Genomic DNA, 18,683 nt, shown 5'->3' on the forward strand with positions numbered 1-18,683 from the left:
GGAGGAGATTTATGAAAACAGTAAAAATATGGATCAGACAAAAAACCCTAAAGGCAGGAGCCGGGAAGAAAAAATTTCCGGGAGGACACAGAGAAGTTTCGGGGATCACGGTCATTGAACTTGTCCTTATTCTTGTCATTATCATTGCGCTCCTGCTCATATTTAAGAGCCAGCTCATTGACCTGATCAATACGATCTTTGACAAGATCACTTCGGAGAGCGCGGGGATCTGATCATGAAAAAGGCTGAGATCACTGCTTTTTTAAGTCTTGTATTTGTGCTCCTTGTTTCCTTCGTGCTGGGGATGCTGGAAATAACGGTGATACATACAGCCGGCAATCTGAGCCGCCTGGCAGTGGACCGTGCTGTATTCTCCGTTTTCGGGGAATATCAGAGAAACCTTCTGGAAGATTATCATATTTTTTCTATAGAAGGCAGTTATGGGACCGGTGATTTCAGTGAAGAAAGGCTGACGTCGAGAATGCATTATTACGGAAGCAGCGGGATCGGTCACGAGATCACGGCCATACAGTATCTGACAGATAACAGGGGACAGGCATTTCGTGAACAGGTGCTGGAATATATGGAAGATCAGTATGGGATCGGCCTGATCCGAGATTTTACGGGACTTACCGGAAAGTGGGAGGAGGAAAGCATTCAGGGCCAGAAGATGGAGGAAGCGGAAGAAACTATCCTCCATGGATATGAAGAAATCAAAGCAGCGTCAGAAGCAAAAGAAACGGAAGGATCGGCTGTTCCTGCGGATGATGGACAGGATGGAAATCCTTTCGGGTTTGTAGAACAAATCCGGAAATCCGGACTGCTGTCTCTTGTGATGCCGAAAGACATGGAGCTTTCAGGTCTTCAGATCCGTCCGGAAGAGCAGGCTTCCCACAGACAGCTGAGGACCGGAAGAGGGAGCTTTCCCATGCGGCAGAGCACGGGAGTGGAAGATCGGCTTCTCTACGATGAATATGTTCTCAGACATTTTTCCAGCGCGGCGGGACTCCCTGAAGGAAGTACTTCTGAAGATTTCGCCGGCAGGAGTCTGGCCTATGAAGTGGAATATATCATTGAAGGAAAGTCATCGGATAAAGAGAACCTGGAGTCTGTGCTGGGAAAGATCTTTCTTGTTCGGATGGCGCTGAACTACGGATATCTCCTCGGAGATTCCGGGAAGAAGGCCGAGGCGTCAGCCCTTGCTCTGACAATCACAGCCCTGCTGTTAATACCCGAAATGTGGGAGGCGGCAGAACAACTTATTCTTCTGGCATGGGCAGCAGGAGAAAGTATCGTCGATATACGGACTCTTTTATCGGGGGAAAAAGCGCCGCTGATCAAAAATGCCCGGAACTGGCAGCTTCCCTTATCTTCCCTTCTTATTTTTGGCAGCGGATCAGAGGATATCGCCGGGACAGACGTGGAAGACGGGATTTCTTATCAGGAATATCTGAGAGCGTTTCTGTTCCTGAAAGATCCGGATGAGGTGACGATGCGGACGCTGGACCGGATCGAGGAAAATCTGGCTTCGGAACATGGATTGAAGTATTTCAGGGCCGACCAGTGTATTACCAGGACAGAGATACAGAATACTGCAGAAATACTGGGAGGCATTACGTATACATTTCCTGTCTGGTTTGGCTACGGATGAGTTCGCTGTTAGATGTTATCCCCGGTGCAGATGCCCTTTCTTTCTTCGATCCGCATTCCCTCATGCGGAACTACACCTTAACCAGTAAACAAACTTATAAAAAAATGAAAGGAAAATCGGCTGCGATGATACAAATGAATAAAGAGACATCCCTAATGAAATCAGAAAGGGCATCTGCACCGGGGATAATCGACGGGGGAAGAAAAAGTACAAGATCCGGCAGCGTAACGATAGAAGCATCTGTAGCCATTCCTTTTTTCCTGTTTGCGGCGGTCTGCCTGATCTGGCTCATAGAAATGCAGAGTATCCGCATCAGCATTCTTACCGCGGCACAGCATGCGGCCAAAAGCGCGTCGGAACAGACAGCTTTTATGCCGGTACTCAATACAGTGAAGTTAAAGTCAGATATCGTTTCGCTGATCGGAGAAGAGAGGATTGGCAGGAGTATAATCGAAGGAGGCGCCTCGGGAATCAGCTGCTGGAAATCCTGGATGTCTCCGGCGACGGGGGAGATGGAAATAACGGTGGATTATAAGATACAGCTTCCTCTGGGAATCTTCGGGAATCCGTCTGCAGATCAGAGAGAAACATTCCGGCTTCACGGATGGAACGGATATAAGGGTGGAAATGACGATGGAACAGACTCGGAGATTGTATATATAACTGATCATGAAGCTGTCTTTCATGAGGATATCCACTGCTCTTATCTGGAGCTGTCCATCCGATTTGTCTCATCCACTCAACTGGCAGATATGCGCAATGAAGGCGGCGGGAAATATCATGCCTGTGAGAAATGTGTATTCGGTACGGCTATGGCAGGTGTATACATTACAGGGACTGGCACAAAATATCACAATTCATTAAATTGCAGCGGTCTGAAGAGAACCATATACGCAGTGGAAAGGTCGGAGGTTAAAGGATTGAGGGGGTGTTCGAGATGCACAGATTAAAACAAATCGGAGAACTGTTCATACAGAACCGATGGATTCTGTGTCAGGGAATATTTGGGATTTATATGATCATACTGTCCGTTATGGATCTGAAAAAGAAAAAACTGGATCTTCTGTTTCTCTTGTCGGGATTTCTGATTGCGGCAGCGGGCTGCCTCTGTGAAAGGGACACCCCGCCAGTCCTCCTGGCGGCAGGAGGAGGAACCGGTCTTGTGTTCCTGATCATCAGCAGGGTAACAAAAGAGGCGTTCGGTTATGGGGACAGCATCCTGATCACGGTAACAGGATGCCTGATCGGATTCTGGAATCTTCTGTCCGTCCTGATGGCGGCATTTTTCATGGCCGCAATGTTTTCCATGTTTCTTCTGACGGTCCGTCATTTCAGCAGGAAAGCAGTATTTCCGTTTGTTCCATTCCTGGCGGCAGGATATATAGGAGGAATGATTATTGGGATTTATTAGAACACGATTTGAAAAAGAGACCGCACAGGGCAGAAGGAATGAAAGATTTTGCGTAAAGGGAAGTTCTGTCATTGAAATGTCCTATATCATCCCCCTGTTCCTGGGCCTTTTTGTTCTTCTTATACAGACGGTATTTTATTACCATGATAAGGCAGTCTTAAACGGAGCAGCTTCAGAGACAGCCGTACTTGGAGCTCAGGCTGCCCGGAAACCGGGGGCAGAGTATGATCTGGAGAAATTTTTCCGGGAGAGGGTCCGGGGAAAACTGATTTTTATGACAGATACCGATTTGTCGATTCAGGAAGGAGAGAGGGAGATCCGGGTATCGGCATCCGCAGGGAAAGGGTTCATGGAACTCGACATATGCCAGAAAGCACTTATTGTAAAGCCAGAGGCCCGGATCAGACAGATGGGATAAGCAGGAAGGGGTGACCGCGGTGAAAGTGACATATGAATATGAATGGGAACATACTGTGATCTACATTGATCTTCCGATTCCCTATGAAGAAGATTATCAGACGCGTATGCTGGGTCATAACGATATGAAGGGGCTTCTGCCTGTCAGGGGAAACGGAAGGGACGGAGAAAGCCGGTATACGTTCCGTTCTGTGGGTGGTATGAGTATGGAAAAAAAGTATGCCGGCCGCAGGATGTCAGGGACAGAGATCGAGAGATTTGTGGATCAGCTCATAGAAACTGTTGAGAATTTAAGGAGGCATCTGCTGGATCCGGACGGCCTTCTGATCATGCCGGAACTGATCTTCCTGGAAGGAGAAAATTTTAAATTCTGCTATCTTCCCGTGAAACGAGAAAACAGAGAAAAATCACTCTGCGCTCAGTTTCATCAGATAACAGAATATTTTGTTAAAAATATTGATTACGAAAACGCGGAAGGGGTTTTTATTGTATGCAGGCTGCACAGAGAGACCATGAGTGAAAATTATGAACTGAAAAAGATCATAGAGGCATGCAGAAAGGAGGCGGACAGTCTGAAGCCGCCCCCGAAAAACAAACAAAGAGCCAGAAGGAAAGAAGGAGCGGAAAAGCCCCGGATAGCCGAAGAATTTACAGATCTTTCCGAATCGGCAATATTCACGGTAGATGAGGAGGAAGAAAAGGCGAAGGAATCCCGCAGCCGACCTGTCAGAAAGGCCGCGCAAAGGATTAAGACCGGACGGTGGGGAGAGTGGAACGATCTGATCACAGAAAGAGATCTTCAGGCAGGATCCTATTTTCATTTAGATAAGTAAATCAGGTGCCTGCCGATTATAACAGAGTAACTGTCAGACATTGAAAATAGAAGCGGATATTGAAAATGGGATTGAAAATGGAAGCCCATATACTTGCCAGGAACAGCCGGAGCCTTTATAATAAAAAGACTATCTGATACGGAAGTCTTTACAGAAAATGGAGGTTCCAAGTGAAACAGAAAACGGAAGCCATATGTACAGTTGCTCTGATCATTATAAATATAGCGGTATTTCTTATTCTTACTATACTGGGAAGTACAGAAGATGCGGTATTCATGATCCGCTGGGGAGCCATGTATGAACCGCTGATCGCACAGGAACATGAATATTACCGGATCTTTACCAGCATGTTTCTGCATTTTGGGATATCCCATCTTCTCAATAATATGGTATTGCTGGGTGCTCTGGGATGGAATCTGGAGCTGGAGATCGGGAAAGTACGTTTTCTCCTTATCTATCTTCTGAGCGGAATCATGGGCAATATTGTGTCTATGTATCATAACGCTGCCACGGGAAACTATGTTGTCTCCGCAGGAGCGTCCGGAGCAATATTCGGGCTTATGGGCGGACTGATCTATGTTGTGATCGCCAACAGAGGAAGACTGGGCAGACTTTCTGCCAGGGGCCTGCTTTTTATGGCGGCTCTGAGCCTCTATTTCGGACTGACCAGCAGCGGTGTTGACAATCTGGCCCACATCGGAGGTCTTGTCACTGGTTTTATCCTGGCGGCAGCACTGTATCGCGGAAAAACTGATTCGCGGTTCAGATCGGCAGTGTGACGGTAAATACCGTTCCCTTTTCAGATGTAGATTCTGCCCGGATGGTCCCGCCATGAGCCTCTACGATCCGCCTGGAGGAAGACAGCCCAAGACCGGTGCCGTTTTCCTTATAAGTTACAAATGGATCAAAGATCGTGCCCAGGAGATCTTCCGGGATCCCGCATCCATTGTCCGTACAGCGGATCACCACACAGTCATGGAATCTGTCCGCTTCCAGAGTGATCTTTCCCTGAGAGCTGACGGCGTCTCTTGCATTCTGCAGCAGGTTCAGCATTACTTCCTCAAGTTTGATCTTATCTCCGGTGAAATCTCCCATACCGGGAGCAATTCTGGACGTAAACTCAATATCAGAATCAGCGGCGTCAAGAGAAATCGCAAAAGATACCGCGATGTTCTTCAGGAGCTGCTCAATGGAAAATACAGAATGATGGAGTGTGCCGCTTTTATTAAAAGAAGAAAGCTCATTCAGAAGGCTGCACATAAACTGTACATCCTCCATCGTCTGTTTCCAGTTATGGAATTCTTTTACTTCCGGGTGCTGAGCCTCCATGATCTGGAGCGATGAAGAGACAAGAGTCAGGGGATTGCGTATTTCATGAGCGATCATGGAGACAGCGACATGATGGTTTTCAAGCAGCTGAGAGATGATCTGCTTCGCGTCCTTATTCTCTTCCATCAGCCGGTTCATTTTATTGATATCTATATTGGTGAACATGTGGTGGATCCTCCTTATTATATGTCCTCATACCGGTAAAAGCGCACAGTACGTGATTGATCTGCTGTCCGCCCGCATGTCAGGAAAAAGGGCGGCAGACCTGTTCTTATTTAGTCTAGCATGCCCGGGGACAGGCTTCAATAGAATCAATGCGACAGGTTTCGACAAAACATTTGGGGAAATGGCAGAAAACAGGGGATTTTCCGGCAGATAAAAAACTTCTCTTTTTCCATAAAATGGTCTATACTACAATCAGAAATAATTTGTGGAAAAGAGGAATGAAAAATGAGAGAAAAAGACTGTATTTTCTGTAAGATCGCCTCGGGAGAAATCCCTTCGGCAACGCTTTATGAGGATGACGATTTCCGGGTGATCCTGGATCTCGGACCGGCGTCAAAGGGCCATGCGCTGATCATCCCGAAAGAACATTTCCGGAATCTGTATGATATTGACGAAGACACAGCTGCCAAGGCCATTGTCCTTGCCAAGAAAATGGTCAAGAAAATGACAGATGTGCTCGGGTGCGACGGATATAATCTTGTACAGAACAATGAGGCGTGTGCCGGCCAGACGGTGTTTCATTTCCACATGCATCTGATTCCCCGCTATGAGGGAGATCATGTGGGACTTGGATGGCATATGGGTGAACTCACAGAAGAAGATAAAAAAGAGATCCTCGAAAAAATAAAATAAACCGGAGATATTATGGAAACATGTAATCGTGAATTTAACGAGATTTATAAAAAGTATAAGAATCTCGTCCTGAAAGTAGCCTATACGAATTCAGGAAACAATTACGATGCGGCAGACGATATATCTCAGGAAATATTTCTGAAATTGTATGAAAACTTTGACAGTTTAAATACGGAAAGGGTTGGCGGCTGGCTCAGTAAATCAGCCAGGAACAGCGCCATAAATTTCAGAAAGAAATACGGCAGGGAACTGCCTGTGGAAGACGACATCTTACGTTCCGAAGAACCATCCCGTGAAAGCGCGGAAGAAGACTATCTGGATCATGAACTCGAAGCAGAAAGAAGGATACTTCATGAAAAGATATTTGCCGGACTTTCGGAGAAAAATCCAAGATGGCACGAGGCTATTTTGCTCGTCTACTATATGGAGATCCCACAGGCAAAAGCAGCGGAAATTATGGGAATACACGTGAGTGTTCTTCACAGTATGCTGCACAGAGCAAGAAGATGGATAAAGAAGACTTACGGTGCTGAATACGAAGAGATGAAGGTTATAAAATGATACGAAAAAGCAGGCGCCTTAAAAGGCACCTGCCAAACGTGCTAAGCTACACTGTTTACCGTGAGAAAGGATTATTTGCCTGTAATGTCACCTGACGAGGCATCCTCGATCAGAGACAGGATCGTGTTGATAGAATCCTGCTGTTTGGAATCACGCATGGAATCGATAAATGTCCCACGATTATCGTAAAGATCGTGGACAGCCCGGACAAGAGAATCTTCCGTGAGATTTTCTTCTTCCAGGACCATGCTGAATCCCTGGCGTTCAAAAGAACGGGCATTGAGGATCTGATCTCCACGGCTGGCGTTGGCCGAGAGCGGGATCAGGAGGTTCGGCTTGCGCAGTGCCAGAAGCTCACAGATCGCGTTTGCTCCCGCGCGGGAGATCACAATATCCGAGAGGGCAAAAATATCCCGGAGCTCGTCTTTGACATATTCAAACTGGCAGTAGCCTTTTGTATCCTTTAAAGATTCATCTGTCTTGCCTTTTCCACAGAGATGAATGATCTGAAAATCTTCCAGGAGTTTCGGAAGACCCTGCCGTACCGCATTGTTTACAATAACAGATCCCAGACTTCCGCCGATCACAAGGATGACTGGTTTATCCGCGGTAAACCCGCATAGATCCATTGCGGCGATCTTGTTTCCCGAGAGGAGTTCCTGTCGGATCGGAGAACCCGTGAGTATGGCCTTTCCCTTGGGCAGACAGTCCAGCGTCTCAGGGAAATTACAGCATACTTTTACTGCGGAGGGGATCGCGATCTTATTGGCAAGCCCCGGAGTCATGTCTGATTCATGGATAATGACAGGGACTTTGCATTTCTTTCCGGCAAGGACGACAGGAACAGAGACAAAACCACCCTTTGAGAAGATCACATCGGGCTTCAGGTCTTTGATCAGTTTGCGGGCTTCGCTGAAGCCCTTGACAACCCGGAAGGGATCCGTAAAGTTTTTCACGCTGAAGTAACGGCGCAGTTTACCCGAGGAAATCCCGTGATAAGGGATACCAAACGGTTCTATGAGCTCTTTTTCAATTCCATTGTAAGAGCCAATATACTGTATGTCATAACCCAGCTCCCTGAGTCCGGGGATCAGAGCGATGTTGGGAGTGACATGTCCGGCGGTGCCGCCGCCGGTCAGGATAATACGTTTCATAAAACTTAACCTCCGGAGATAGAATAGACAAACTTTCATGCACGTAATGATCCGTATACTGTCGGACAGTACAGCTGTGCATGGCTGAAGTTAATTTCATCTTAACCTTATTTGGTGAAATGTCAAGGAAAAATATAGGACAGAAAAAGGTGCAGAGAAATGAAAAAACTGAAAAAATTGTCGCTGAAAGAAGAAATTGACAGAGAAACCAGACAGATGGAAAAAGAAATCGAGAGCAGGAAGGACCTCGATGATATTAAAGTGACTGAAGAGATGGAGGCTTCTCTTTTTAATAAAATCCAGGAATATGAATATGACAGGCGCAAGAAGACTGAAAAAAGGACCGTGCGCCGGAGAAAGAAAAAACGCTATATTGTACTCGCACTGGCAGCGGTGCTCATTCTTGTGTTCGGAAGCGTGATGACAGGCACAGGAAGCAAGTCATACTGGAAAGTGCTGTGGGAGAGGATGACCGGGGAGGAGAACTTATCACATATTGATGTTGAAGAGATGGAGTCGCGGAATACAGAAGATATTGATGAGGTATATGCGTACAAAAAAATTCAGGAAGAGTTGGGGATCGTTGCTGTCAGATTCGGATATATGCCGGAGGGAATGTATTTAACAGAGTATGAGTTAGATTCGGAACAGAGATATGCTACCATGTTATATCAATATGCGGGAAAAACTTTAAAATATACAATGTACATGAATGATACGGACTCTTCTCTTGGACAAACAGAATTAGACGAAGTTGCAGATGAATACACAATAGATGCTTACAGTGATATCAAAATTGATGTTAAAGAATATAAAGTTAAAGGGATTAGCGAAAAGAGGTATGTAGCAGAATTTGAATATATGGACGCACAATATGAACTTAAAGGTCAGATTGAGAAGGAAGAATTTGACAAAATTTTAAAAAATTTAGCTTTTTTATGAAAATATGCGTAAGTTTTTTGATCTTTGATTGTTTATTTATATAGAAGCATGGAAATATGGACTTGAAAAGGATGGTACAAAAGATGAAAAAGCGTATTTTATCAATTATAGGTAGTCTGTTAATTCTTTGCAGTTTGATGACAGTGTCCGTATTAAATGTAAAAGCGTCAGACGAAGAAGTAAAGATTGTGGATGGATCCCGACTTACTACTGATGACAGTTCTACAGGATACACCTCACCTAAGACAAGGAAATATTTGATGGATGGTGTATCAACCATCTCAAAGGCAGGACGCAACAGAGTATACGCCTACGCATCTACTACAGCGGATATTGTGGTAGATTATATGGCTACCATTGTCTATGTAGAGAAGTACAATAAGGTCGGAGAAGAAGAGTTCTGGGATCAGGTAACCTGGTGGATGGAAAAATCAGAAAATGACAATTATATGTCAACGGCGGATTCTGTTACTGTAGACCGCGGCAATTACTATAGAGTACGTTCTAACCATATCATCGGATATACCGATGAAGAGACCGGAGAGTATGTCTATGAAGAAACTGCATCTGTAACAAATGGAATATTAGTCCCCTGACATACATACAATTTAATAATACCCTCCTTTAAATTCTGAGAGCAGCCGTCATTGAAACGCCGCGGAAACTATTAAAAAATTAGATTAAATAATTTGAGAAACCTGTTCCGAGAAACACCACAATTTATTGGCGATACATATGGCGGCTGCTCTCAGGATTTAAAGGAGGGTATCCATTTACTGTACTGAGAGTAAATCATATAGAGAGGGCAGAGAAAAGCAGCTGGTTATTTTCCGGCTGCTTTTTTCAATGCCTGCGCAAGCTGATCAGGGCAGGAAGTCTGCTTAAATCCGCATCGGATCCCTTCGATGCGGGAGATTGCCTCATCCACATCCATGCCTTCGATCAGGCGGGAGATGCCCTGGAGATTTCCGTTGCATCCGCCGCGGAAAGACACATTTCTGACTTTATTATCTACAATATCAAAATGGATCTGCCGGGAGCAGACGCCGCTTGGTGTGTAATCCATCTTTCTGCTTCGCCTCCTTTAAATAGCTGGTCTTATAAGACTGGATCTTTTTTGACAAATCCTTTTGCAATTATAACAGAACAAATTGGAAAACACAAATCAGCATGCCGGAGATTCGATATGGAGCAGCTGAAGATAGTTTTCTGACAGGACTCAGAAATTTTTTGTATGTCAGCATTCGTGAAGAGCTGACTGCTTCTGACATAAAAAGAAACTGCATGAAAGGAAGAGAAAGACTGGAATCCGCAGCTCTCTGCCGCAATAATTCCAAGGGTCATATAAGCGTCATAAAAAGCCGGGGAGGAGTCAGGATACGAAGAGGGGAGAGGGCCTGTGCTGTAGAATTATGTAGAACGGTTTTTGAGGACAACCCCGGACAGATGGTCTATAATGTGCACAAACACAATACGAACCGTCACAGGACATGGGAACATTGTGGGAGATCAAACGAGACAGGAGGGTTTTCTATGTTAGAGAGATTGGCAGCAGATACCAGCATCATCACATATCTGATGGCAGCTATGGGCATCATGGGGATTCTTGCAAAGATCATTAATCATTTTACCCTGGTCAGGCTGGTAAACGCAGCGGGCAACATGCCGAAGAGTACACACCGATTGATAAAGCTTGTACGGGCAAAATACGAACATGCGTGTATGATACACGACTCTGTGGAAAATATCGACGCATTCGTGGAGAAATACATATATGAGTACAGAGGATTTTTGTTCCGGATTCACACATGGAGGCAGATTGAGATCCTGACGGTATGGTTTTCCGGTATTCTGGCGGCGCTGGGAGCGTCGCTCCACTATTTTTTCTATGGGCCGACAGAGCCCGTTTACCAATATATTGCAGGGGGGATTGCGGAAATGGTTCTTCTCTCAGTTCTTATCCGGCTGTCGGATGAGCCGTATAAGATCAACGCGGTAAAAATGTATATGGTGGACTATCTGGAGAATATCTGTGCGTTCCGTTTGCGGAAACAGCTTCAGAGAGACAGGGAGTCCATTGATGTGATCTCAGCGGAGGGAAATAGCAAAGGCGTGTTCCAGCCGGTGGCTGATACCCGCGCGGAGATGCAAGGAGACGCGGGCAGTCCGGAGAGGACACAGGAGATCGCAGGGGCGGCGCCAAAGAAGCGCGGAGATAACCGGCAGAGTGTGTACGCGGCGCAGGATGCCGGAGAAGACACACCCCACATCGCACAGAATGCGGAAGCAGCACAAAGGAACGATGTGGATCAGACATACCGTCAGGATCAGGAAACTGTCCGGGGGCAGCGGGTCATATCGGCGGCCGAAGAGTCCGGGGCAGCCGGAAAAGCCGCGGACCGCAGGAGGGCAGAACAGAGGATCCGGCCAGAGTCCGGGCTTTCTATAAATATTGAGGGAGAACCCAGGGACGCGAGAAAAGGAGACGCGGCAAGACAGGCGGTCCGGCAGTCTGCCGTCAGAAATGAAACAGATCCGGACAGGCCGGCCCTGCGGGAAGAGGCGATCCGGCAGATACTGGAGGAGTTCCTGGCATAGGAGACCGGGAGCGCATCGGTGCATGAACAGCACATTTCTGTACGGCCGCAAGGCTGCCTGCATGATGACAAAAGCTGTCCGCATGATACTTGAATAAGAGCACAAGATTTGGTAGAATATGTTTAAAGTGGCGGCACAGGCGTTTCCGGCCGGTGTCGCGCTTCAAATGATGAGAATGATATCAGAGAATATCAGAGAGGAAGGATAACGATGAGCAAAGTAACATTTGACTATTCGAAGGCGTGCGGTTTTGTGCAGGAGCATGAAATGCAATACATGGGCGAGCTTGCTGCTCAGGCGAAGGAAAAGCTTCTTGCAAGAACAGGAGCGGGGAATGATTTCCTTGGATGGATCGATCTTCCGGTGGATTATGACAAAGAAGAGTTTGCGAGGATCAAGAAGGCGGCGGAGAAGATCCGTCAGGATTCAGAGGTCTTGCTTGTAATCGGGATCGGCGGCTCCTATCTTGGAGCAAGGGCTGCCATTGAGTTCCTGGGACACTCTTTTGCGAATATTGTTTCAAAAGATATCAGAAAATCTCCGGAGATCTATTATGTTGGAAACAGCATCAGCAGCACTTACATCAAAGATCTGATTGATGTGATCGGCGACAGAGATTTTTCCATTAACATGATCTCAAAATCCGGAACGACGACGGAGCCGGCCATTGCCTTCCGCGTATTTAAAGAGATTCTTGAGAAGAAGTACGGAAAAGAGGAAGCCGCGAAGAGGATCTACGCGACGACAGACAAGGCAAAGGGAGCTCTTAAAAATCTTGCCACTGAGGAAGGATATGAGACTTTTGTAGTGCCGGACGATGTAGGCGGACGGTTTTCTGTACTTACGGCAGTAGGCCTGCTTCCTATTGCTGTCAGCGGCGCTGACATTGACAGCCTGATGGAAGGAGCTGCCGCCGGGAGAAAGGAAGCTCTGGAGAATGATTTTGCGGAAAATGACGCGATGCAGTATGCGGCAATACGTAATATTCTGCTGCGTAAAGGAAAGACGATAGAGGTGCTTGCGAACTATGAGCCAAGCCTGCACTATGTATCTGAGTGGTGGAAACAGCTTTACGGAGAGAGCGAAGGGAAAGACCAGAAAGGCATTTACCCCGCATCCGTAGATCTGACAACAGACCTGCATTCCATGGGTCAGTTCATCCAGGACGGAAACAGAGTCCTGTTCGAGACTGTTCTCAATGTTGAGAAGTCCAGGGAAGAGATCATCATCAATGAAGAACCGGTAGATCTGGACGGACTGAATTATCTTGCGGGAAAGAATGTTGACTTTATCAATAAGAGTGCCATGAATGGAACGATTCTGGCTCACACAGATGGAAATGTGCCGAACCTGATGGTAAAGATCCCGGAGCAGAATGAATTTTTCCTGGGGCAGCTGTTCTATTTCTTTGAGTTCGCGTGCGGAGTGAGCGGATATTTACTCGGCGTTAATCCGTTCAATCAGCCGGGCGTTGAGAGCTATAAGAGAAATATGTTCGCTTTGCTGGGCAAGCCGGGATATGAGAAAGAAAGAGAAGAGCTCATAAAGAGATTGTAATCATGATCATCACGTGCAATTTCAGCTTTCGGAGCTGAACGGGAATAGCTTGTTCCGTTCTGATAAATGAGGTATAATAATAAGCAGTCGAAGAAACGCGGCTGCTTATTTGATTTTAAAGCTTTTAATAGACCGGGAAAGGACGCAGCCGGGAAAGTAAAGGAGGAAGCATTATGTTAAGAATTGGAATGTTGACCAGCGGTGGGGACTGCCAGGCTCTGAACGCGGCTATGAGAGGAGTCGTGAAGGGGATCTGTTCAAAAAGGGATGACGTAGAGATCTATGGATTCAGAGACGGATATAAGGGACTGATCTACGCGGAATTTGATATGCTTACCTCAAAGGATTTTTCAGGGATACTGACGCGGGGCGGAACGATCCTGGGGACATCCAGGCAGCCGTTCAAACTGATGAGAGTACCGGACAAAGACGGGCTTGACAAGGTAGAGGCGATGAAGCATACATACCATAAGCTCAATCTGAACTGCCTTGTCATTCTGGGCGGAAACGGAACGCATAAGACAGCGAACATGCTCCGTGAGGAAGGACTGAATGTGATCACGCTTCCGAAGACGATCGACAATGACCTGTGGGGTACGGATATGACCTTCGGGTTCCAGAGCGCGGTGGATATTGCGACGGATACGATCGACAGGATTCACACGACAGCTACGTCTCACAGCCGGGTATTTATTATAGAGGTTATGGGACATAAGGTAGGACATGTCACCCTGCATGCCGGGATCGCTGGGGGAGCGGATATCATTCTTATTCCTGAGATCCCATATGACATCAAGTCCATTGTAAAGGTGATCGAGGGACGCTCCAAAGCAGGAAAACCGTTTACGATCCTGGCTGTGGCAGAGGGGGCGATCTCAAAAGAGGACGCGAAATTAAAGAAGAAAGAGTACAAAGAGAAGCTGGCAAAAAGAAAATATCCATCCATTGCCTATGAACTGGCGGAGCAGATCCAGAAGGAGACGGACAAGGAGGTCCGTATTACCGTGCCCGGACATACACAGAGGGGCGGCTCTCCGTGCCCGTATGACAGGGTGATCGCCACAAGAGTCGGCGCCAAGGCGGCGGAGCTGATCCTGGAAGGAAAATTTGGATATATGATCGCCATCAAGAAGGATGAGACTACAGCTGTGCCGCTGGAAGAAGTGGCCGGAAAGTTAAAGACAGTAGATCCGAAATGCGGTCTTATCAAAGAGGCGCGGATGGTGGGCATCAGTTTTGGTGATGAATGATGATCTCAGAGAAGATTGTTTCTGGGAACAATTGATCAGGTAAGAGGTGTAATACATGTCATATACGGCACTTTACAGAAAGTTCCGCCCTGCGAAATTTGAAGATGTGAAAGGGCAGGACCATATCATTACTACATTGCAGAATCAGATCAGGGCGGACCGTATCGGACATGCGTATCTGTTCTGCGGGACAAGAGGGACCGGGAAGACTACCGTCGCGAAGATATTTGCCAAAGCAGTAAACTGTGAGCATCCTGCCGATGGGAGCCCATGCGGAGAATGTGAGATCTGTAAGTCTATCGCGGCGGGGACCTCTATGAATGTGATCGAGATCGACGCAGCATCCAATAACGGTGTGGACAATATCCGTGAGATCCGGGAAGAGGTCGCGTACCGCCCTACAGAAGGGCGATATAAAGTCTATATAATCGATGAAGTGCATATGCTTTCCATAGGTGCTTTTAATGCGCTTTTAAAGACGCTGGAAGAGCCGCCGGAGTATGTGATCTTTATTCTGGCCACCACGGAGGCGCACAAGATACCGATTACGATCCTGTCCAGATGTCAGAGATATGATTTCAAAAGAATCAGCATAGAGACGATCACAGACCGGATGGGGGAACTGATGGACGCAGAGCAGGTAGATGTGGAGGACAGAGCTCTGAAATACATTGCCAAGGCGGCGGACGGATCCATGCGTGACGCGCTCAGCCTTCTGGACCAGTGTATTGCGTTTTATCTGGGGCAGAAGCTTACCTATGATGATGTGCTGGAGGTCCTGGGGGCAGTGGACACGGATGTGTTCAGCCGTCTGTTAAGAACGGTCATCGCCCGGGATGTGCCGGGGGTCCTGGATGTGGTCGAGGAACTGGTCATGCAGGGCCGGGAGCTGACCCAGCTGACAGCGGATTTCACATGGTATCTGCGGAACTTGCTTCTGGTAAAGACTTCTGATAATATAGAGGATGTTCTGGATGTATCAACAGAAAATATGACGCAGCTGAAGGAAGAGGCGCAGATGGTCGAGCCGGATATGCTGTTCCGATATATCCGCATTTTTTCTGAATTATCAGGGCAGCTAAGGTACGCCTCTCAGAAGAGGGTGCTGCTGGAAGTGGCACTGATCAAGCTGTGTACTCCTGCCATGGAGACAGAGCAGGATTCTCTTCTCGACCGGATACGTTCGGTAGAGGAAAAGGTGGAGAAAGGTCTGGAGAATCCTTCCGGTGAGAGAATCGTATATGTGAATGGTTCCGGAGCAGGGGACACGGGTGAAGGCCGCGATTCTTATGCGCAGAAACCGGAACTGCCTGACGCAATTCCGGAGGAAGTACAGGAAGTAGTGAAGAACTTCAGATCCATTGCAGATGAGACATCCGGGATGATCCGAAGTTATCTGAAGAAGGCACGGCTGAGCCTGGGCGGTGATAACCGGCTTCTCCTTGTACTGCCGGATGAGCTGGCAGCCAGCGTGGTCGGGAGTCCGGATCATGTGGCGGAGCTTGAAGAGCTGATCCGTCAGAAGATCGGAAAAAAAGTAGAAGTGGAAGTGCGGCATGTCGAAGAAGGCAGGCATTTTGAGGATACATTTATAGACATAGAACAGAAGATCAATATGGAGATAACAGTGGAGGATTGATATGGCAAAGCGTGGAGGATTTCCGGGCGGCGGAATGCCGGGAAATATGGCGAATCTCATGAAACAGGCGCAGCGGATGCAGCGTCAGATGGAAGAACAGCAAAAAGAGCTTGAGGCAAAAGAATTTACAGCGGCAGCAGGCGGCGGAGCGGTTGAGGTAACTGTTTCCGGAAAAAGAGAAGTCCTTAAGGTGAAGCTGGCGGAAGAAGTGGTGGATCCCGAGGACATCGAGATGCTGGAAGATCTTATTGTGGCGGCGACAAACGAAGCGCTCCGTCAAGTAGATGAAGAAAACGGAGCCGCGATGTCAAAGCTGACAGGAGGACTTGGCGGCGGAATACCGGGGATGTTTTAAGTAAATTATCAGAAAACTTTGATAAAAGGGGGACGTGTACCTTTTAAAAGGTGCCTGACCCCTTTTTACGCCGTTTTCTGACAATTCAACTTATTGATTCTACAACAGGAGTATGATCATGGATTATTATAGTAACCAGATCAGCCGTCTGATCGAAGAGTTCTCCCGTCTGCCGGGGATCGGGAGTAAATCAGCTCAGCGGCTGGCTTTTCATGTTATCAATATGCCGGTGGATCAGGTTGAGAGCCTGGCGCAGGCTATCGTGGAGGCGAAGAAAAACGTCAGGTATTGCAAGGTGTGCTGTACGCTTACGGACGGTGATATCTGTCCGATCTGCGGGAATGAACAGCGGGATCACAAAATGATTATGGTGGTGGAGACTCCCAGGGATCTGGCGGCCTATGAAAAAACAGGAAAATATAACGGTGTGTATCACGTACTTCACGGAGCCATTTCTCCGATGCTGGGGATCGGGCCTGGAGATATCCGGCTAAAAGAACTGATGGAGCGCCTCCAGGGGGATGTGGACGAAGTGATCATAGCAACAAATTCCAGTCTGGAAGGTGAGACGACAGCAATGTATATCAGTAAGCTTATCAAGCCTGCCGGGATCAAGGTGAGCAGGATTGCCAGCGGAGTGCCGGTGGGAGGCGATCTGGAATATATCGATGAGGTTACGCTGCTGAGAGCTTTGGAAGGACGCACAGAATTATAGAGGCCGAAGTAAAGCATGAACTGAGTGAGAGGTGTTTCTATGGGGAGAAACAAAGTGACATCCTCGGACGTGGCAAAACGTGCGGGCGTGTCCCAGGCCACAGTGTCGATGGTGCTGAACAAAAAATACAATGTTTCATTTTCAAAAGAAGTTGTGCGGAAAGTGGAAGAAGCGGCTGAGGAGCTGGGCTATGTCCTGCCGAAGCGCAGGGCCCGGAAGGAGGAGCGCAGGGAAAAGTTTCTGGTAGTGATCAGTCCGAATCTTACCAATCCCTATTATGTTATGCTGCTCCAGGGGATTGAGTCAAGAGCGGCGGAACAGGAGCTGGGAATTTTTGTATGCAATACGCAGAGGGACTTAAAGCTCGAAGAACGATATTTGAAAATGATCGCGGCTATGAACCCCCAGGGGATCATCTATATGTGTAATCCGGGAAAATGTTTTATGGGTCAGGTAGAGAAGCTTGCTCAAAAACTTCCGGTGGTGGTCATTAATAATCAAAACGAACACTTGAATGTGGATGCGGTGGAACTTGACAATTCCAAACTGGGACGCCTGATGGCCAGGCATCTTCTGGAGCTGGGGCACCGGGATGTGGCTTATATCGCGCCGCCTCTTACTGTCAGGCAGAAACAGCGTTCCAGGAGAGTAGAAGGATTTCTCGAGGAATTTCGAAAAGCGGGACTGGGTGATCACGTGGTGATCAAGGCGGCCAGCGAGGAAATCGACAAGGACATGGCAGGAATTGATTCAGAGTATCGCATCGGGTATGATCTGACAAAGGAGCTTTTGAAGGAGCACCGAAAACTGACCGCTATCGTGGGGCTTAATGATATGATCGCCTTCGGGATCATGGATGCTCTGCATGATGAGAAATACAAAGTTCCCGGCGATATGTCAGTTATGGGATGTGATAACACTCTGTTCGGTAGAGTCAAAAGAGTGTCCCTGACAACCATCGAACATTTTGTCATTTACAAGGGAATGGATGCCTGTGACATCATTATGAAGAAAATGCTTTCACAGAGGAAGAAATATACAGAGATCGAACCTGTGAGTATTTATCATGTAGAGTATGAACCTAAAGTCGTGGTGCGTGGAACAACGTCATATCCATGTTATCAAAAAAATAAAATTAATAAAAAATAGATATATTATTATTAATAAATTTTATTTGCTCTACAGGCGGATACTTAAAAGAAATAAGAATTTTCCGCAGTTTAAATAATTTAAATAAAATTCAGATTTGTAAAATATTAATTTGTATTAATAAAGTGCCGATAATAATTCATATTTTTAAAAGTGAGATATAATTAATAAATTTTCAGCGTGTTGACCTTCATTTTTTATCCTTATATAATCAGGACAGAGACAGAAACAAGTATATTTGATCTGTTCATTTTCAAAAGGAGC

Annotated in this window: 21 protein-coding genes; 18 read left to right on the top strand and 3 right to left on the bottom strand. The window is 46.9% G+C overall.

Features of this window, described 5'->3' with window-relative positions; translation table 11 throughout:
• The first annotated feature begins 11 nt into the window (after nt 1-11).
• The 7 genes from BQ7367_RS04385 (at nt 12) to BQ7367_RS04415 (ending at nt 5,091) form a co-directional block, all read left to right on the top strand.
• Nucleotides 12-233: a Flp1 family type IVb pilin gene (locus tag BQ7367_RS04385; RefSeq protein WP_083588870.1), complete on the top strand. Its 222-nt coding sequence runs from the start codon at nt 12-14 to the stop codon at nt 231-233.
• A 2-nt stretch (nt 234-235) separates the two neighbouring features.
• Nucleotides 236-1,651: a DUF5702 domain-containing protein gene (locus tag BQ7367_RS04390; protein ID WP_200786703.1), complete on the top strand. Its 1,416-nt coding sequence runs from the start codon at nt 236-238 to the stop codon at nt 1,649-1,651.
• Nucleotides 1,652-1,806: 155 nt separating this feature from the next.
• A complete protein-coding gene (locus BQ7367_RS04395) occupies nt 1,807-2,601 on the top strand; it encodes a pilus assembly protein (RefSeq protein WP_235837544.1) in 795 nt (264 codons plus the stop codon).
• On the top strand, nt 2,589-3,062 hold the full coding sequence (locus BQ7367_RS04400) for a prepilin peptidase (protein WP_083588871.1): 474 nt from the start codon (nt 2,589-2,591) through the stop codon (nt 3,060-3,062). The genes BQ7367_RS04395 and BQ7367_RS04400 overlap by 13 nt, the downstream gene beginning before the upstream one ends.
• Nucleotides 3,049-3,480, top strand: a complete 432-nt coding sequence (locus tag BQ7367_RS04405; RefSeq protein ID WP_235837545.1) for a TadE family protein — start codon at nt 3,049-3,051, stop codon at nt 3,478-3,480. The genes BQ7367_RS04400 and BQ7367_RS04405 overlap by 14 nt, the downstream gene beginning before the upstream one ends.
• 19 nt (nt 3,481-3,499) lie before the next feature.
• Nucleotides 3,500-4,312: a DUF6382 domain-containing protein gene (locus tag BQ7367_RS04410; RefSeq protein WP_072526065.1), complete on the top strand. Its 813-nt coding sequence runs from the start codon at nt 3,500-3,502 to the stop codon at nt 4,310-4,312.
• Between the two features lie 170 nt (nt 4,313-4,482).
• A complete protein-coding gene (locus BQ7367_RS04415) occupies nt 4,483-5,091 on the top strand; it encodes a rhomboid family intramembrane serine protease (protein WP_072524374.1) in 609 nt (202 codons plus the stop codon).
• On the opposite strand, the gene BQ7367_RS04420 is transcribed toward BQ7367_RS04415, so the two are convergent.
• Nucleotides 5,075-5,806 carry a two-component system sensor histidine kinase NtrB gene (locus BQ7367_RS04420; protein WP_072524375.1) on the bottom strand — a complete coding sequence of 244 codons (732 nt, stop codon included), beginning with the start codon at nt 5,804-5,806 and terminating at the stop codon, nt 5,075-5,077. The two genes, BQ7367_RS04415 and BQ7367_RS04420, sit on opposite strands and share 17 nt — an antisense overlap.
• A gap of 285 nt (nt 5,807-6,091) precedes the next feature.
• Here BQ7367_RS04420 and BQ7367_RS04425 point away from each other — a divergent pair, with 285 nt between their 5' ends.
• Both BQ7367_RS04425 and BQ7367_RS04430 read left to right on the top strand, forming a co-directional pair.
• Nucleotides 6,092-6,499 (top strand): HIT family protein, encoded by a 408-nt coding sequence (locus BQ7367_RS04425; protein ID WP_072524376.1) that lies wholly within the window; start codon nt 6,092-6,094, stop codon nt 6,497-6,499.
• 12 nt (nt 6,500-6,511) lie between these two features.
• Nucleotides 6,512-7,060, top strand: a complete 549-nt coding sequence (locus BQ7367_RS04430; protein ID WP_072524377.1) for an RNA polymerase sigma factor — start codon at nt 6,512-6,514, stop codon at nt 7,058-7,060.
• Between the two features lie 71 nt (nt 7,061-7,131).
• Here the strand turns inward: BQ7367_RS04430 and BQ7367_RS04435 are convergent, their stop codons facing one another.
• Entirely contained in the window at nt 7,132-8,214 is a 1,083-nt protein-coding gene (locus BQ7367_RS04435; protein WP_072524378.1) for an undecaprenyldiphospho-muramoylpentapeptide beta-N-acetylglucosaminyltransferase, read from the bottom strand.
• A 159-nt stretch (nt 8,215-8,373) separates the two neighbouring features.
• Between BQ7367_RS04435 and BQ7367_RS04440 the strand changes: the two genes are divergently transcribed.
• Both BQ7367_RS04440 and BQ7367_RS04445 read left to right on the top strand, forming a co-directional pair.
• Nucleotides 8,374-9,156 (top strand): DUF4367 domain-containing protein, encoded by a 783-nt coding sequence (locus tag BQ7367_RS04440; RefSeq protein WP_072524379.1) that lies wholly within the window; start codon nt 8,374-8,376, stop codon nt 9,154-9,156.
• A gap of 83 nt (nt 9,157-9,239) precedes the next feature.
• A complete protein-coding gene (locus BQ7367_RS04445; RefSeq protein WP_072524380.1) occupies nt 9,240-9,752 on the top strand; it encodes a hypothetical protein in 513 nt (170 codons plus the stop codon).
• A gap of 227 nt (nt 9,753-9,979) precedes the next feature.
• Here BQ7367_RS04445 and BQ7367_RS04450 read toward each other — a convergent pair whose 3' ends face one another.
• Complete coding sequence (locus tag BQ7367_RS04450; protein WP_072524381.1) at nt 9,980-10,222, bottom strand: TIGR03905 family TSCPD domain-containing protein; 243 nt, start codon at nt 10,220-10,222, stop codon at nt 9,980-9,982.
• Between the two features lie 467 nt (nt 10,223-10,689).
• Here BQ7367_RS04450 and BQ7367_RS04455 point away from each other — a divergent pair, with 467 nt between their 5' ends.
• The 7 genes from BQ7367_RS04455 (at nt 10,690) to BQ7367_RS04485 (ending at nt 18,419) form a co-directional block, all read left to right on the top strand.
• The gene (locus BQ7367_RS04455) at nt 10,690-11,754 is read left to right on the top strand and encodes a hypothetical protein (RefSeq protein WP_072526066.1); all 1,065 of its coding nucleotides are present in this window, start codon (nt 10,690-10,692) and stop codon (nt 11,752-11,754) included.
• 210 nt (nt 11,755-11,964) lie between these two features.
• Entirely contained in the window at nt 11,965-13,311 is a 1,347-nt protein-coding gene (locus BQ7367_RS04460) for a glucose-6-phosphate isomerase (protein WP_072524382.1), read from the top strand.
• A gap of 173 nt (nt 13,312-13,484) precedes the next feature.
• Complete coding sequence (locus tag BQ7367_RS04465; protein WP_072524383.1) at nt 13,485-14,561, top strand: 6-phosphofructokinase; 1,077 nt, start codon at nt 13,485-13,487, stop codon at nt 14,559-14,561.
• Nucleotides 14,562-14,616: 55 nt separating this feature from the next.
• On the top strand, nt 14,617-16,200 hold the full coding sequence (gene dnaX, locus BQ7367_RS04470) for a DNA polymerase III subunit gamma/tau (protein ID WP_072524384.1): 1,584 nt from the start codon (nt 14,617-14,619) through the stop codon (nt 16,198-16,200).
• A 1-nt stretch (nt 16,201) separates the two neighbouring features.
• Nucleotides 16,202-16,555, top strand: coding sequence for a YbaB/EbfC family nucleoid-associated protein (locus BQ7367_RS04475; RefSeq protein WP_072524385.1), 354 nt, complete (start codon nt 16,202-16,204; stop codon nt 16,553-16,555).
• 118 nt (nt 16,556-16,673) lie between these two features.
• Nucleotides 16,674-17,270: a recombination mediator RecR gene (gene recR, locus BQ7367_RS04480; RefSeq protein WP_072524386.1), complete on the top strand. Its 597-nt coding sequence runs from the start codon at nt 16,674-16,676 to the stop codon at nt 17,268-17,270.
• A 39-nt stretch (nt 17,271-17,309) separates the two neighbouring features.
• Nucleotides 17,310-18,419: a LacI family DNA-binding transcriptional regulator gene (locus BQ7367_RS04485; protein ID WP_072524387.1), complete on the top strand. Its 1,110-nt coding sequence runs from the start codon at nt 17,310-17,312 to the stop codon at nt 18,417-18,419.
• Nucleotides 18,420-18,683 lie beyond the last annotated feature (264 nt).

The organism is Clostridium sp. Marseille-P3244 (assembly GCF_900120155.1).
Classification (GTDB): domain Bacteria; phylum Bacillota; class Clostridia; order Lachnospirales; family Lachnospiraceae; genus Mediterraneibacter.

Excerpts from the sequence above, each read along its gene's own strand:
- BQ7367_RS04435 (WP_072524378.1), bottom strand. The coding sequence starts at position 8,214 with ATGAAACGTATTATCCTGACCGGCGGCGGCACCGCCGGACATGTCACT.
- BQ7367_RS04455 (WP_072526066.1), top strand. The coding sequence starts at position 10,690 with ATGTTAGAGAGATTGGCAGCAGATACCAGCATCATCACATATCTGATG.
- BQ7367_RS04450 (WP_072524381.1), bottom strand. The coding sequence starts at position 10,222 with ATGGATTACACACCAAGCGGCGTCTGCTCCCGGCAGATCCATTTTGAT.
- BQ7367_RS04385 (WP_083588870.1), top strand. The coding sequence starts at position 12 with ATGAAAACAGTAAAAATATGGATCAGACAAAAAACCCTAAAGGCAGGA.
- BQ7367_RS04440 (WP_072524379.1), top strand. The coding sequence starts at position 8,374 with ATGAAAAAACTGAAAAAATTGTCGCTGAAAGAAGAAATTGACAGAGAA.
- BQ7367_RS04390 (WP_200786703.1), top strand. The coding sequence starts at position 236 with ATGAAAAAGGCTGAGATCACTGCTTTTTTAAGTCTTGTATTTGTGCTC.
- BQ7367_RS04445 (WP_072524380.1), top strand. The coding sequence starts at position 9,240 with ATGAAAAAGCGTATTTTATCAATTATAGGTAGTCTGTTAATTCTTTGC.
- BQ7367_RS04485 (WP_072524387.1), top strand. The coding sequence starts at position 17,310 with ATGGGGAGAAACAAAGTGACATCCTCGGACGTGGCAAAACGTGCGGGC.
- BQ7367_RS04425 (WP_072524376.1), top strand. The coding sequence starts at position 6,092 with ATGAGAGAAAAAGACTGTATTTTCTGTAAGATCGCCTCGGGAGAAATC.
- BQ7367_RS04465 (WP_072524383.1), top strand. The coding sequence starts at position 13,485 with ATGTTAAGAATTGGAATGTTGACCAGCGGTGGGGACTGCCAGGCTCTG.
- BQ7367_RS04475 (WP_072524385.1), top strand. The coding sequence starts at position 16,202 with ATGGCAAAGCGTGGAGGATTTCCGGGCGGCGGAATGCCGGGAAATATG.
- dnaX (WP_072524384.1), top strand. The coding sequence starts at position 14,617 with ATGTCATATACGGCACTTTACAGAAAGTTCCGCCCTGCGAAATTTGAA.
- recR (WP_072524386.1), top strand. The coding sequence starts at position 16,674 with ATGGATTATTATAGTAACCAGATCAGCCGTCTGATCGAAGAGTTCTCC.
- BQ7367_RS04460 (WP_072524382.1), top strand. The coding sequence starts at position 11,965 with ATGAGCAAAGTAACATTTGACTATTCGAAGGCGTGCGGTTTTGTGCAG.
- BQ7367_RS04395 (WP_235837544.1), top strand. The coding sequence starts at position 1,807 with ATGAAATCAGAAAGGGCATCTGCACCGGGGATAATCGACGGGGGAAGA.
- BQ7367_RS04400 (WP_083588871.1), top strand. The coding sequence starts at position 2,589 with ATGCACAGATTAAAACAAATCGGAGAACTGTTCATACAGAACCGATGG.
- BQ7367_RS04420 (WP_072524375.1), bottom strand. The coding sequence starts at position 5,806 with ATGTTCACCAATATAGATATCAATAAAATGAACCGGCTGATGGAAGAG.
- BQ7367_RS04430 (WP_072524377.1), top strand. The coding sequence starts at position 6,512 with ATGGAAACATGTAATCGTGAATTTAACGAGATTTATAAAAAGTATAAG.